Consider the following 13,260-nt stretch of genomic DNA (forward strand, 5'->3'; position numbering starts at 1 on the left):
GTGATTGCCCCCGGGCAGGGGGCAGAACGGTTACAGAATAAACTGACTCAGATCTTGGTCGATGGCCAACTTACCCAGCTTATCTTCTACGTACGCGGCATCAATCGTGATGGCATCAGTTAAATCGGTGGCATCAAAAGAAATGCTTTCTAACAGTCGCTCCAGCATAGTGTGCAAGCGACGAGCACCAATGTTTTCCGTGCTTTCATTGACGTCAAAAGCAATGTGCGCCAGACGATCAATGGCATCGTCGGTAAAGTCGATTTGCAGACCTTCGGTCGCCATCAGTGCTTTGTATTGCACCGTCAAAGACGCATTAGGCTCGGTCAGAATGCGTTTAAAGTCCTGCGGTGTTAACGCACTGAGTTCAACCCGAATCGGCAAGCGGCCTTGTAATTCAGGAATCAGATCCGAGGGCTTAGATAAATGGAAAGCACCTGACGCCACAAACAAAATGTGGTCTGTTTTCACCATGCCGTATTTGGTGCTCACGGTGCAGCCTTCGATCAGTGGCAACAAATCACGCTGCACACCTTCGCGGGACACATCACCACCAGAACCGCTTTCCTGGCGCTTAGCAACTTTGTCGATTTCATCGATAAAGACAATGCCATTTTGCTCAACCAGCTCAACGGCACGCTCTTTCAACTCTTCCATATTGAGCATCTTGGAAGCTTCTTCGTCACGCAGCAGCTTCAGTGCGTCTTTAATTTTCAGGCTACGCTTGGTCTTTTTATCACCACCCAGGTTAGAAAACATATTCTGCAACTGGCTGGTCATTTCTTCCATGCCAGGAGGTGCCATGATCTCAACGCCGACCTGGTTCATCTGCGACACGTCGATTTCGATTTCTTTATCGTCGAGCTCACCTTGACGCAGTTTTTTTCGGAAAATTTGCCGAGTACCACTGTCCTGTTCTTTCGGTTCAGTCGTGGTGTCCCAGCTGCTTTGCCGCGCAGGAGGCAACAGCACATCTAAAATGCGCTCTTCGGCGGCTTCTTCTGCACGGTAAGAGACCTTTTCCATTTCCTGCTCACGCAGCATTTTCAGACCCGTTTCGGTCAGGTCACGAATAATGGACTCGACATCTTTACCGACATAACCCACTTCGGTGAACTTGGTCGCTTCAACCTTAATAAAAGGCGCGTTAGCCAGTTTGGCCAAACGACGGGCAATTTCCGTTTTACCAACACCAGTAGGACCGATCATTAAGATGTTTTTTGGTGTCACTTCGTCGCGTAAATCGCTGCTCAGTTGCATGCGACGCCAGCGGTTACGCAAGGCAATGGCGACGGCGCGTTTGGCATCGTCCTGGCCAATAATGTGGCGGTCGAGGGCGTGAACTATTTCTCGTGGGGTCATCTGGCTCATGCGCGCTCTCCACTGGTTTGGCTGTCGTTTTTCAGATGTTCAATGGTTAAATTCGTGTTAGTAAAGACACAAATTTCGCCGGCAATATTGAGACTTTTTTCAACAATATCGCGTGCAGATAAATCACTGTTTTCCAGCAGTGCGCGCGCAGCGGCCAAGGCATAGTTGCCACCTGAACCGACGCCAATCAAATCGTCTTCTGGCTGCACTACGTCGCCATTACCAGTAATAATCAATGAGGCTGTGTGATCAGCCACGGCTAAAATAGCCTCTAAACGACGCAATGCGCGATCGGAGCGCCATTCTTTAGCCAGCTCTACCGCTGCTCGAGTTAACTGCCCATGATGCTTTTGCAGTTGTGCCTCGAATTTCTCGAACAGGGTAAAGGCGTCCGCCGTACCGCCAGCAAAGCCGGCAATCACTTGGTCGTTGTACAGACGGCGAACTTTGCGGGCATTGCCTTTCATTACGGTATTGCCCAATGACACCTGGCCATCGCCACCGATAACGACTTCGTCGCCACGACGAACGGAAACAATAGTGGTCATGCTTACATCCTGATGGTGTGTTGCGTGTGTTCTGCAATATTGGGCCAAGCGGTAGAATATCAAGGGAAACACCGGCAAAGCCGGTTCAACGCCCACGGGCGAGCATCAGGAGTATTCATGCAAATCACTCAAAACACCGTTGTGCAACTGCACTACGATCTCAGCGATGACGCTGGCAACGCCATTGAATCGACCCGCGACGGCCAACCACTGCTGTACTTGCAAGGCCATGGCAATATGCTGGCGGCCTTTGAAGAATCCGTGGCAGGACATCAGGCCGGTGATCGCTTCAAGGTTGAACTCAGTGCCGAACAAGCCTATGGCCCAGCCCAAGAGCCGGTGCTGCAACGTGTCCCGGTGAAACACCTGCAAGGCTCCAAGCGCTGGCGCCCAGGCATGATTGGCGTGATACAAACCGATCAAGGCATGCGTCAGGTAACGGTAAAGAAAGTCGGTCGCTTTATGGCCGATGTCGACATAAGCCACCCTCTGGCTGGCCGTAATCTGTGTTTTGAAGTTGAAGTGTTAGCCGTTCGCCAGGCTACACAAGACGAGATAGATCACCGCCATGCCCATGGAATTGGCGGTCACCAGCATTAATCAGCGCCAAGGCCGCCAAGCAGTCACTGGCGGCCTGAATGGAACACCCAGTTGCATTAATCGTTTAGATGGCCCGATGCTAACAGTGGAAAAAGCCTATTCCTTTCATTATGCTGCCGAATCAAACCTCTGCCTGCGACAGGCGTCCCCTTCAAGGAGAGAAATCCCATGACATATCGCGCTTTATTGGCTGCCGCCGTCACCGCTGCTCTGGTTGGCTGCTCATCGAATGACACTCGTCCAGATCTGGCCGATTGCGTATACGCTGACGGTTCCAACCAAGAAGCACCTGCTTGGGTATGTGGTGGTCCGGTTGAAGGCCTGGACCTGTCTGCCGTAGGTTACGCTGACAAATCAGCTGCTGGCCCTAACTTTATGAAGCAGATGGCAGCCACAGCGGCTCGCGTTGAACTGGCTCAGGTTATGCGTGTTGAAGTGCAAAACATGATCAAGCAGTTTGCTGAAACCACCGGTGCAGCCGACAGCGAAACCGTGGATCAGGTCAATACCTCTGTGACTAAGCAGATTACTAAAGAAAGCCTGATCGGCTCAAAAATCTTCCGTCAAATGCCAACGCCTAGCGGCGGTATGGTGGTATTGGTTGGCCTAGACAGCGACACCGTTAATACCTTGGCGAAGGAAGCCCTGAAAACCTCAATGAACAATGAGCGCGCCTTGTGGCAGAAATTCCAGGCAGAAAAGTCATTTGAAGAAATGGCTCAAGAAATGGCCAAACTGCGCTAACTGATCTCAACGCCGGCGATTGCCGGCGTTTTCATATTTGCCGTCATGGAATGATTTTATGTCCTGCCGTCTGCTAGGCTCGGCGCTGTGCCTGTGCCTGTTTTCTACTCCAGCCTTCTCTGCCGATACGGAATATGAGCGCTGGAAAGCTTCGACCCAAAAAGCCTTTAAGCAGTATTTATCTGAGCAAGATAAAGCCTTTATCGGATTTTTGCAGCGCCCTTGGCAAACCCTAGACACGGACCAGCAACAAGCGCCCGATAACGCCCCCAAACCGGATGATTTGCCTGTCGCCAAGCCGGCCCCAGAGCGGACGCCACCAGCCACACAGCCGAAGGTGGAAGTAAAACCGCCAGCGACTGTACCCGTTGCAACACCGATTGCGGCATTACCAGCCAGCGACACTGAACGAACTAGCGTTAATTTTTTTGGTGAGCAACTCAACATTGCCTTACCAGCGGGATTTCAGCGGCCCTTTGCCCAGCGTTTGAGCGGTGATCATATCGCCCAACATTGGCAATCGTTGGCACAGCTTAACTGGCAGGACAGCCAAAAAGACTTACAGCATTATCAGCAGCAGTTGCAATTAAACGACTGGGCCATGGTTATGCTGTTAAAACAACTCAGCGAGCAAGGCACTGGCGATCGCAACAGCCAGGTTTTACTTAATTGGTTTTTACTGCTGGAAAATGGCTTTGATGCCAGAATTGCCTACAACCAGCAACAAGCCTATGTGCTGATCGCCAGTTCTGAGGCAATTTTCGGCGAAACCTTTTTTAAACTCGACGGCAATAAATATTACGCCCTTAACCAGCCCAAGCCGGGTGGCCGCCTAACCACCTATGGTGGGCAGCATGCCGAGGGAACCCGCGCGATTCAATTTGATGGCCTTAATCAGCTGCAGTTGGATGGCGACATAATGCAACGTCAATTGCAGCTCACACTTGATGGTAAAGACATTCAACTCACGGTCGATTATTCCAAAGCCCATGTCGACTTTTTAAATACAGTGCCCCAGCTCGAGCTCACGCGCTATTTTGACGTAGGGTTACCCCCTTTGACTCAACGGTCGTTTGTTGCCGGATTGCGGCCGCTGTTAACGGACCTCAATGAACAGCAAGCGTTAAACCGTCTGTTACACATAGTACAGAGCGGTTTTGAATATCAAACCGATGGCCAGCAATTTGGTGAAGAAAACTATTTATTCCCATTGGAAACCCTGCACTACCCCTATTCAGACTGTGAAGACAGAGCCGCCCTGTTTGCCCACCTGGTCAGCAGTGTACTTGGCTTGCCCGTCATCATTACCGATTACCCCGGCCATGTAGCAACAGCGGTGGCACCATCGACCCAATTGGCGGGTGATAAAGTGCAGTTTCAAGGACGTGATTACCTGATTGCCGACCCGACTTACATCAACGCCAATTTGGGCATGACCATGCCACACTTGGCCAAGGTAAAGCCGAAATTATTCCAACCTTGAGCATTGCCTCTTTGCAGCGGCAGCGACAATCGCTACTCTGGCGCGGTTACCCCTAAACCGGAGCCGCTATGCCGCTGCAAGCCCACATTTTGCCCGTTACTGCCTTTGCCCAAAATTGCACCATTCTGGTGTGCAGCGAAACCCAGCAAGCCGCGGTGGTGGATCCGGGTGGCGAGGTTGATCGCATCATCGAACAACTGCAGCAACTTCAGGTAACCACCGTTAAGATACTGCTAACTCACGCCCATATTGACCATGCCGGCGGCACCCATGAGCTGGCGCAGCGGCTGCAGCTGCCCATCATAGGCCCACACGAAGGCGATCGTTTCTGGATTCAGGCACTGCCACAGCAATCCGCCATGTTTGGTTTTCCAGCCGTAGACATATTTGAGCCTGACCAATGGCTGCAACAGGGTGATGAGGTGATGGTGGGTAAGGTGCGCCTTCAGGTGCTGCACACGCCGGGTCATACACCGGGCCATGTGGTGTTTTACAGCGCCGACGACAAATTAGCGTTAGTTGGTGACGTTATCTTTAACGGTTCCATTGGCCGTACTGACTTCCCCCAGGGCAATCATGAACAGCTCATCGCGTCGATTCGCCAGCGGCTATTTCCATTAGGAGATGACGTGACCTTTATTTGTGGTCATGGTCCCAATTCGACCTTTGGCCACGAGCGCCAACACAACCCTTTTGTGGCGGATCATCGAGGTTAATCAGAACCCTGGCGTTGGCCATGAGCGCCAACATAATCCTTTTGTGGCGGATCATAGAGGTTAGCCAAACCAGCGATGGCCGTTACTCAAAAGGGCTCAGTTAATAGTGAGGCCGTCGACTTAGTGGAAAACTAATTCAGCTCAAGGGACTGGGCTTTGGGTAAACGGTCGGTCTGCAACGACTGCAAATACTTGTGGCGATCACGACTTTGCGACAGTGCTTCGTCCATTTGCTCGTTATAGATATCCAGCCAGGTGCGAGAACCCGGTACCATGCGCGCCAAATCACGCATTCCATCTTTCAACGCCAGTAGGTGGGTTTGATAGCTGCGCTCTTGTTCCATCAATATCTGCTTAAATGCGCTGGCATTGCTGGAGTCCATCACCCGCTTGGCATCAGCCATGCCTTTTTGGTAACTGTCGGCGGCCTTGGCCAGCGCCTCCACTTGTTTTTGCAACGCAACAAAGTCACGCTGGTGAATATACTCAGCATCAGGCTCGAGAAGCTTCACCACTCCGACGGTAATGGCGACGGACAGTAGTACAACACCGATCAACACCACCACCAGCAAAGTGACGCGATTGGTTGATACGTGCCGCTCTAGTCGTGCGATACGCTGCTCTTCTGTGAGTTGTTCGCTTTCTTCCGACACTGCTTGCCCCTTCTACTGGTATGCTTCGCGCCGCTATCAGCTCACCAACACCGCCGTTGTCGCCTTAATATGGCTTTCAGCCCATGTTTAATGTCATGCGCCGTGGGTCACAACAGCAATGGATCGCCCACTGCATCTTTATCCTAGTACTTTACATACTAAGTAGCCATGGAATCATGCTGCAATGATCTTGCACAATCCTGCCGAACACTTAATGTTGGCACCGATACAGAAATGACAGGCATAAAAAAACCCGCCGTAGCGGGTTTCTTGAGCGTTGGCTTACTTCTTGAAGCTGCCAAAACGCTTTTTGAAGCGGTCGATACGACCACCAGTGTCTACCACTTTCTGCTTACCAGTGTAGAAAGGGTGACAAGCAGAGCACACGTCCAGTGTCATAGTGCCTGGCTTGGTAGACTGGGTGTTAACAACGTTACCGCAAGAGCAAGTTGCTACCAGTTCTGCGTACTCCGGATGAATACCGTCTTTCATAGTGCACCTCAAAAGTTCTTCACGCCGCCACTGAGCCGACTTTGGTTCAGCACCGCGCTACTGGCCTAAAAAATACTGCCCTTGCGTGGGCAATAAGGACGCGCATAATACCAGAGCCTAATTCAGCAGCAAGCCTTTCATGCCGTTTTTTGTCGTCGATGTCGCATTACCTGTACCACTGCAACGCAGCTTTGACTACCTGCCTGTCACAGATGAGCCACAGCAGCTGTATCAAGCTGGACAGCGGGTCCGCGTCAATTTTGCCAACCAGCTACTGACCGGCATAGTGCTGGGCACCCGCGAAAGCTCCTCGGTACCACCCAATAAGCTCAAGCCGTTACTGCACCGTTTGGATGATGAGCCCGTTGTTGATGCTGAATCGATGGCACTTAGCCAGTGGCTGGCCCACTACTATCACCATGCTCAGGGTGAAGTGCTCGACCTGATGTTACCGGCCATGCTGCGCCGTGGCAGCTCCCTTAGCGACGTTGATGAGCGTCACTGGCAACGAACCGATCACTCATCTGAAGCTGAACCACTGCGTGGTAAACGCCAGCAGGCACTGTGGCAGTTATTTCACCAGCAACCGCTTTGGCCACACAGCGAGCTAACCCAGCAAGGGTTTAGCTTGGCGCAGTTACAGAGTTTGGAACAGCGCGGGCTGATCAGCAGCCAGCAACGCCTGCCAGTAGCCGCAGCCAATGCCAATCCGCAATCACCCTTGGCATTAAATGAGCAGCAACGGCAGGCACTCACACAACTGCCCGATCAGGGCTTTAGTGTCAGCTTGCTGGAGGGCGTCACCGGCTCTGGCAAAACCGAAGTGTATTTGCAGTGGATCGCACATCTGCTAGAGCAGCAGCGCCAGGTGCTGGTGTTAGTGCCTGAAATTGGCTTAACACCACAAACCCTAAAACGCTTTCGCCAGCGCTTTGATGTCCCTGTGGTGGCCATGCACTCTGGCCTAAACGATCGAGAGCGACTGCAGGGCTGGCGCGCCGCCAAAGAGGGCGCGGCGCGGATTGTGATTGGCACTCGCTCAGCCGTTTTTTCACCGTTGCCGGATTTAGGCGCCATTATTATTGATGAAGAGCATGATGCCTCGTTTAAGCAGCAAGATGGACTGCGCTATTCAGCCAGAGACTTTGCCATCGTACGTGCTCACAAGCGTAATATTCCGGTGTTACTCGGCTCAGCCACACCGTCGCTGGAAAGCCTACACAATGCCTTAACGGCTAAATACCAGCACCTGAAATTAAGCCAGCGCGCCGGCAATGCTAAAGCTCCGGGCATGAAGCTGCATAGCATATTGCACCAACCCCTCAGCGCAGGTTTCGCCGAGCCAGTGCTGCAACGCATGCAAGAAACTCTCAGTGCAGGACAGCAAGTGTTGGTTTTTCTCAACCGCCGCGGTTACGCGCCATTACTGGCGTGCCGGCAGTGTGGCTGGATGGCAGAATGCCGCCGCTGTGATGCGCGACTGACCTTACATCATTGGCCGCGCCACCTGCACTGTCATCATTGCGATCACCAGCAAGCGGTGCCGGAACATTGTCCAAACTGCCAGTATTCGCAGCTAGAAGCACTTGGACAAGGCACCGAGAAGGTTGAGCAACAACTGTTGCAAATATTTCCCCATTGGCCGGTGCGCCGGGTCGACCGCGATACCATCAGGGGCAAACAGGCCTTTGACGCCTTATACGATCAAATTCACGACGACGGCCCGTGCATATTGGTCGGCACCCAAATGCTGGCCAAGGGCCATCACTTTCCCGATGTCACGCTAGTGGTGGTGTTAGACGCCGATGCCGGTTTGTTTAGCGCCGATTTTCGTGGCATGGAACACAGTGCACAGTTGATATTGCAAGTCGCGGGCCGAGCCGGACGAGCCGAAATGCCGGGCGAAGTCTGGATTCAAACCCTGTATGCCGATCATCCACAATTAAACTTGCTGCTCGACCACGGCTACCACGCACTGGCCTTATCACTACTGCAGGAACGCCAGCAACGCCAGCTTCCACCCTATTCTCATCTGGCGCTGCTGCGCGCAGAAAGCGAGCATAAACAGCAAGCTGAACAGTTATTAACTAGCGCCAGGCAGCATATTCAACGCTGGCAGGCGCAGCACAGTGAGGTGCGTGTTAGCTTAGTGGGCCCCTTTGCCGCCATTATGGAACGCCGTGCCGGACGCTTTCGCCAACAGCTGCAATTGCATGCAGGCGATCGCCAAGCCTTGCACCAGGTGCTGCATCAACTGCAATATTTTTTACAGCAACAACGTTTGCCGCGCAGTGTGCGCTGGCATCTCGACATCGACCCGATCGACACCCTGTAAGCAACTCACCCGACTGGCTCCTATACTGCACAGACCGTAACTCAGCCGCCATGGAGCTTGGCATGGATTACCTCAGCTTTAGCTACAGCGATCAGCATTTTGCCGTGCCGTTAACCACAGTGCGATTTATTGCCGCGGTCAATAGCATTCAGGTGACCCGAGTGGCCAGTGGTGATGGCCAGTTGCGGGAAGTGGTGGAATACGAACAGCAGTCGTGCCCTCTGCTCAGCCTTTCTGAGTTGTTGCAGCAGCCGTCATTGCAGCGCGAATATCAGCAGCTGTATGAACTGCTGGAGCAGCGTGAGCAAGATCATATCGACTGGCTGCAAGCACTGGAACATAGCCTGACTACAGGTGTCGCTTTTACCAAAGCGCGTGATCCTCATCAGTGTGCTTTTGGTCAGTGGTACGACCAGTTTGAGTCGGATAATGACGATCTCAATCACGTGATGGAGAAGTTTGATGGGCCGCACCAACGCATTCATGCATTGGCCGATGAGTTATTGAAACAAGCCGACCAGGGACAAAAGCAGCTGGCATTACAGTCTCTGGAAAATCACCGCCAAACTACGCTGGTGCGGTTGCGTGCCTTATTTAGCGATGCCCGCCAAACCATACTGGAGAGCAGTCGCCCCAGTATTGTGCTGCTGCAAGCTCATAACAACAGCGTGATGGGTTTGCAGGTTGATAACATAGGTGAAGTATTTGCCACCGATATGGCTGCTGATCTGCAGTGTGACTGGCTGCCTAGCTATTCGGACGGTTGGCTAAATAACATTGAGCTGGATGGTCAGGCCCGTAACGTATTGCTATTAGCGCCACAACGCTTGCTAGGATCGGTCAATACGGTATTAACCACGCAGTGACGACCTGAACATTGCTCTAGAAAAGCGCAAATATTCAGCCACAACCCAAGGGACTCGGACCCGTTTTACCTGAGCAGCATTATTAGGTGCTTATGTAGCGGCACAGCCATCACTCGCATTCATAGGCCCTAGGGTGCCTGCCATTGCCGCATTTGAGGACCACACGTATGATCCACTCGCTCTGTTTGTGGATTGTTTATGAACACCTCTGCCCCAAAACCCAATATGCGCAACCCCATTCACTGCCTGGCATTTGGCCTCGGCTCGGGGCTGGCGCCCAAAGCACCGGGCACCTTTGGTACCCTGGCCGCAGTGCCTGTGTGGTGGATGCTTTTACAAGGTGTTCCTACCTTGCCCTATATTGGCGTATTGCTCGCCGGATTTGCCTTAGGGGTAGTGTTGTGTGAGCAAACATCGCGCGATCTTGGGGTGCATGACCATGGTGGCATCGTCTGGGATGAATGGATTGGTCTGTGGTTAACCCTGCTGTGGCTGCCTGCTGGCATCGGCTGGTTAGTCTATGGAGTAGCCCTATTTCGTTTGTTCGACATCATCAAACCCTGGCCCATTCGTTGGCTCGACAAACAAGTGCATGGTGGCTTTGGCATTATGATCGATGACATTGTTGCCGGCCTGATGGCATTGGCCGTAGTACAAATCACCGCTTGGATTGTCTGAATCATAGCGCCGGCATGGAATCGCCCGTGTCGCGCCCTCTCATAAAGGCCGTCTCTTACAGCCCCTCTACTTGCCGCCTCTGTTGTTAGCCCCCTCTCTACTTGCCAACCTCTTTTGCGTCTCTTTATTGCCGCTTTCAGCCAAGTCACCGAACGTGGGCAACTGACTTACAGACTTATTTCACACTTGTGAATAACAACAGCTGTCAATAGCAGGTTATACCCAGATGCTGTGGATATTTCTGTTAGTATTTTGAGCACATGTCATCGAGAGCATGATTGATAGGGATGTTGCGACCTTTGCACACTTTTCGCTCAGCATAAAAAATTGTTAAAAAACCCTTTGATATCAAGCTTCAGCAGATGAGGACTCAAAAAGAGCAAAAGAACATTGAGATAAGTTGTCAAGCACTCAGCAGGAAAATAATACTCACCTTCAGGCCAATCTGGCTGGGGATGAAATAATGAGATACCCACAGATTCTGTGGATATCATTGTTGATAGGCTGACGATAAGCCGACCTTTTGCCGCTATTTACTCGCTTGCTGACAGAATGTCGCTTTTTTATTCAGCCCCAAGGTTTGCAGGTACAAAGCAACTTCGCTATAAACGCCGGCCTTCCCTTTCACAAGGACGTCGATATGACCGACCTCGCAGAAGCAACGTACAAAGACTGTGCTGTTGAGTTTACAGGCAGCAAAGCAGGCTATTTCAAACTGTGGTTTGTAAACCTGTTATTAAGCATCGTCACCTTAGGCATCTATAGCGCCTGGGCTAAGGTACGGAACAACCAGTACTTGTATGGGCATACCCAAATCGATGGTCATCGTTTGAGCTATTTAGCTAAACCGCTGCAGATTTTACGCGGACGAATTTTGGCCATCGTCGTGTTTGGTGGCTTGTACCTTATTGCCAGCTTCTTCCCGCCGCTGTTGGCCCTGTTCTTTATTGGCTATATCTTTGTTTTGCCCTGGGCCATCGGCCAAGGCATGAAGTTCACCTTGCGCATGACTTCCTATCGCAACGTACGCTTCTCCTTTACCGGCGGCTATGGCGACCTGTTTATTCACTTCATACTCTTGCCCATGGTTGCCATGTTTACTTTGTATTTAACAGCACCATGGATTCACAAACTGATTAGCGAATTCATACATAAAAATATCACTTATGGTGGTAAGCCTATGAAGGTCGACCTAAGTACTGGCCGTTTTTATTTCGCTGCTTTTTGCACCATAGGTAGTGCGTTAATACTCATACTTGCCATCTCCGTGCTGTCCGCAGCAGCAGTTGGCATAGGCGCTCTGGAACAAGATATGCCAGACTTTATTAAAAGTGGGGCTGCATTGATTATCCCATTTGCCTATTTAGGTATGGCCTTTGTCGCCGGTGTTTATGCCGCGATTGTACGTAACCATTTGATGGACAACTTGCGCATTAACGACCTGGCTAAGTTCCGTTCTAACATTGAGGTCGTGAGTTACTCATGGCTGCTGGCCAGCAACCTGTTGCTATTAATCATTACCTTAGGCCTTGCGTTTCCCATCACACGGATACGGAAATTCCGCTACTTGTGTGCCCATACCCGCGTTTTATTCACACCCGCAATAGACACTCTGCAGAATACAGTAGCGGACGAATACTCAGCCTTTGGTGAAGAAGCCGCAGGTTTGTTTGATAGTGACTTGTCGATCGTCGGATAACCCAAATATGGTGCCAGGTTATTATTTTTTAGCCAATCAAGCCCAGAGCACGGATGCTCTGGCACGCTTGGATAGCGAAGGTACTTTGTGGATCAGTGACGCCAATGGAAAAGCCTTACACCATTACCCTGCTAGCCAAGTCGAGCATCAACCGCTCATCGGTGGCTTACCCGCAGAGCTAGGATTTGCCGACGGCAGTCGCTTTATTCCGCACAGTCCGGACTACCGCTGGCCTGGCCATCGTCCGGGGCAGCAATGGATTGAGTGGTTAGAAAGCCATTGGCTCGGCGTTTTACTCTCCGTCATCGCTGTTCCTGCGTTTGTTTGGTTTATGGTATTTCATGGATTGCCTGGCATGACCCATGCTGGAGTCGACATGATGCCGCGCAGCGTAGATGAGCAAGTCGGTAAACATAGCTTTACCGCCCTTGAGTACATCTATTTTGAGCCATCCGAACTGGATGCAGAGGCAAAACAGACTATTCGCTCTGACTTTAATCGTCTGCTTACCCAGTTAAAGCTGCCACAAGAACGCTACTCACTGGATTTCTACCACAGTTTTATTGGGGCTAATGCGCTGGCCTTGCCCGATGGCAAAATTATTGTCACCGATGACTTAGCCAGATTAATGACAGATAAACCCGAGCAGTTACACGCTATCTTGCTACACGAAATTGGCCACGTAGAGCACCGCCACGGCATGAAACAACTGGCCCAAACCACGGCCACCAGCTTTCTCTTTGCCATGATGTTTGGTGATATCGAAGGCATGGGCGAGCTGGTAATCGGTGCGGGTAGCTCGCTACTGGACAGCGCTTTTTCACGCGATATGGAACGTCAAGCGGATGCCTATGCCCTGCTAAATGCGCAGCACGTCGGTTTGTCTCCGCAGGATTTTGCTGATGCGATGCGTTCATTGGCCGACCTACCTGCCGACAGCAGCACGGACGACGGGGATTGGAGCGATTATCTCAGCACTCATCCTGGCATGGGAGAGCGCATCCGCGAGGCCGAAAACGCTGCCAGCGCACAACAGGCCAAGCCGTAAAGACCTAGTGCCCAGTTATTGACTGGG

General features: G+C 51.8%; 13 protein-coding genes. 9 read left to right on the forward strand and 4 right to left on the reverse strand.

The window, feature by feature from the left end; all coding sequences use genetic code 11:
• Positions 1 to 30: 30 nt before the first annotated feature.
• Positions 31 to 1,371, reverse strand: a complete 1,341-nt coding sequence (hslU, locus tag AC55FS_RS19430) for an ATP-dependent protease ATPase subunit HslU (RefSeq protein ID WP_496933950.1) — start codon at positions 1,369 to 1,371, stop codon at positions 31 to 33.
• The gene (gene hslV, locus AC55FS_RS19435; RefSeq protein WP_496933951.1) at positions 1,368 to 1,919 is read right to left on the reverse strand and encodes an ATP-dependent protease subunit HslV; all 552 of its coding nucleotides are present in this window, start codon (positions 1,917 to 1,919) and stop codon (positions 1,368 to 1,370) included. Before hslV ends, hslU begins: the two co-directional genes overlap by 4 nt.
• A 117-nt stretch (positions 1,920 to 2,036) precedes the next feature.
• Between hslV and AC55FS_RS19440 the strand changes: the two genes are divergently transcribed.
• The 4 genes from AC55FS_RS19440 (at position 2,037) to AC55FS_RS19455 (ending at position 5,462) form a co-directional block, all read left to right on the forward strand.
• Positions 2,037 to 2,519: an FKBP-type peptidyl-prolyl cis-trans isomerase gene (locus AC55FS_RS19440; RefSeq protein WP_496933952.1), complete on the forward strand. Its 483-nt coding sequence runs from the start codon at positions 2,037 to 2,039 to the stop codon at positions 2,517 to 2,519.
• Positions 2,520 to 2,687: 168 nt separating this feature from the next.
• Positions 2,688 to 3,263 (forward strand): LPP20 family lipoprotein, encoded by a 576-nt coding sequence (locus AC55FS_RS19445; protein WP_496933953.1) that lies wholly within the window; start codon positions 2,688 to 2,690, stop codon positions 3,261 to 3,263.
• A gap of 58 nt (positions 3,264 to 3,321) precedes the next feature.
• Positions 3,322 to 4,746, forward strand: a complete 1,425-nt coding sequence (locus AC55FS_RS19450) for a hypothetical protein (RefSeq protein ID WP_496933954.1) — start codon at positions 3,322 to 3,324, stop codon at positions 4,744 to 4,746.
• Positions 4,747 to 4,820: 74 nt separating this feature from the next.
• Complete coding sequence (locus AC55FS_RS19455) at positions 4,821 to 5,462, forward strand: MBL fold metallo-hydrolase (RefSeq protein WP_496935994.1); 642 nt, start codon at positions 4,821 to 4,823, stop codon at positions 5,460 to 5,462.
• Positions 5,463 to 5,593: 131 nt separating this feature from the next.
• Here the strand turns inward: AC55FS_RS19455 and AC55FS_RS19460 are convergent, their stop codons facing one another.
• Both AC55FS_RS19460 and rpmE read right to left on the reverse strand, forming a co-directional pair.
• On the reverse strand, positions 5,594 to 6,115 hold the full coding sequence (locus AC55FS_RS19460; protein ID WP_496933955.1) for a hypothetical protein: 522 nt from the start codon (positions 6,113 to 6,115) through the stop codon (positions 5,594 to 5,596).
• A 282-nt stretch (positions 6,116 to 6,397) separates the two neighbouring features.
• A complete protein-coding gene (gene rpmE / locus AC55FS_RS19465) occupies positions 6,398 to 6,607 on the reverse strand; it encodes a 50S ribosomal protein L31 (protein ID WP_496933956.1) in 210 nt (69 codons plus the stop codon).
• 139 nt (positions 6,608 to 6,746) lie between these two features.
• On the opposite strand from rpmE, the gene AC55FS_RS19470 reads away from it, so the two are divergent.
• From AC55FS_RS19470 to AC55FS_RS19490, 5 genes are all read left to right on the forward strand, one after another.
• Positions 6,747 to 8,942, forward strand: a complete 2,196-nt coding sequence (locus AC55FS_RS19470; RefSeq protein ID WP_496933957.1) for a primosomal protein N' — start codon at positions 6,747 to 6,749, stop codon at positions 8,940 to 8,942.
• A gap of 62 nt (positions 8,943 to 9,004) precedes the next feature.
• Complete coding sequence (locus AC55FS_RS19475; RefSeq protein ID WP_496933958.1) at positions 9,005 to 9,808, forward strand: CZB domain-containing protein; 804 nt, start codon at positions 9,005 to 9,007, stop codon at positions 9,806 to 9,808.
• Between the two features lie 198 nt (positions 9,809 to 10,006).
• Positions 10,007 to 10,486 carry a phosphatidylglycerophosphatase A family protein gene (locus AC55FS_RS19480; protein WP_496933959.1) on the forward strand — a complete coding sequence of 160 codons (480 nt, stop codon included), beginning with the start codon at positions 10,007 to 10,009 and terminating at the stop codon, positions 10,484 to 10,486.
• A gap of 640 nt (positions 10,487 to 11,126) precedes the next feature.
• Positions 11,127 to 12,185, forward strand: a complete 1,059-nt coding sequence (locus AC55FS_RS19485; protein WP_496933960.1) for a YjgN family protein — start codon at positions 11,127 to 11,129, stop codon at positions 12,183 to 12,185.
• A gap of 7 nt (positions 12,186 to 12,192) precedes the next feature.
• Positions 12,193 to 13,233 (forward strand): M48 family metallopeptidase, encoded by a 1,041-nt coding sequence (locus tag AC55FS_RS19490; protein WP_496933961.1) that lies wholly within the window; start codon positions 12,193 to 12,195, stop codon positions 13,231 to 13,233.
• Positions 13,234 to 13,260: the final 27 nt, after the last annotated feature.

The organism is Bacterioplanes sp. CLAM21 (genome assembly GCF_059641015.1).

Bases quoted from the DNA above. Each gene is read 5' to 3' on its own strand.
- hslU (WP_496933950.1), bottom strand. From the start codon at position 1,371: ATGAGCCAGATGACCCCACGAGAAATAGTTCACGCCCTCGACCGCCAC.
- hslV (WP_496933951.1), bottom strand. From the start codon at position 1,919: ATGACCACTATTGTTTCCGTTCGTCGTGGCGACGAAGTCGTTATCGGT.
- AC55FS_RS19440 (WP_496933952.1), top strand. From the start codon at position 2,037: ATGCAAATCACTCAAAACACCGTTGTGCAACTGCACTACGATCTCAGC.
- AC55FS_RS19445 (WP_496933953.1), top strand. From the start codon at position 2,688: ATGACATATCGCGCTTTATTGGCTGCCGCCGTCACCGCTGCTCTGGTT.
- AC55FS_RS19450 (WP_496933954.1), top strand. From the start codon at position 3,322: ATGTCCTGCCGTCTGCTAGGCTCGGCGCTGTGCCTGTGCCTGTTTTCT.
- rpmE (WP_496933956.1), bottom strand. From the start codon at position 6,607: ATGAAAGACGGTATTCATCCGGAGTACGCAGAACTGGTAGCAACTTGC.
- AC55FS_RS19470 (WP_496933957.1), top strand. From the start codon at position 6,747: ATGCCGTTTTTTGTCGTCGATGTCGCATTACCTGTACCACTGCAACGC.
- AC55FS_RS19475 (WP_496933958.1), top strand. From the start codon at position 9,005: ATGGATTACCTCAGCTTTAGCTACAGCGATCAGCATTTTGCCGTGCCG.
- AC55FS_RS19480 (WP_496933959.1), top strand. From the start codon at position 10,007: ATGAACACCTCTGCCCCAAAACCCAATATGCGCAACCCCATTCACTGC.
- AC55FS_RS19485 (WP_496933960.1), top strand. From the start codon at position 11,127: ATGACCGACCTCGCAGAAGCAACGTACAAAGACTGTGCTGTTGAGTTT.
- AC55FS_RS19490 (WP_496933961.1), top strand. From the start codon at position 12,193: ATGGTGCCAGGTTATTATTTTTTAGCCAATCAAGCCCAGAGCACGGAT.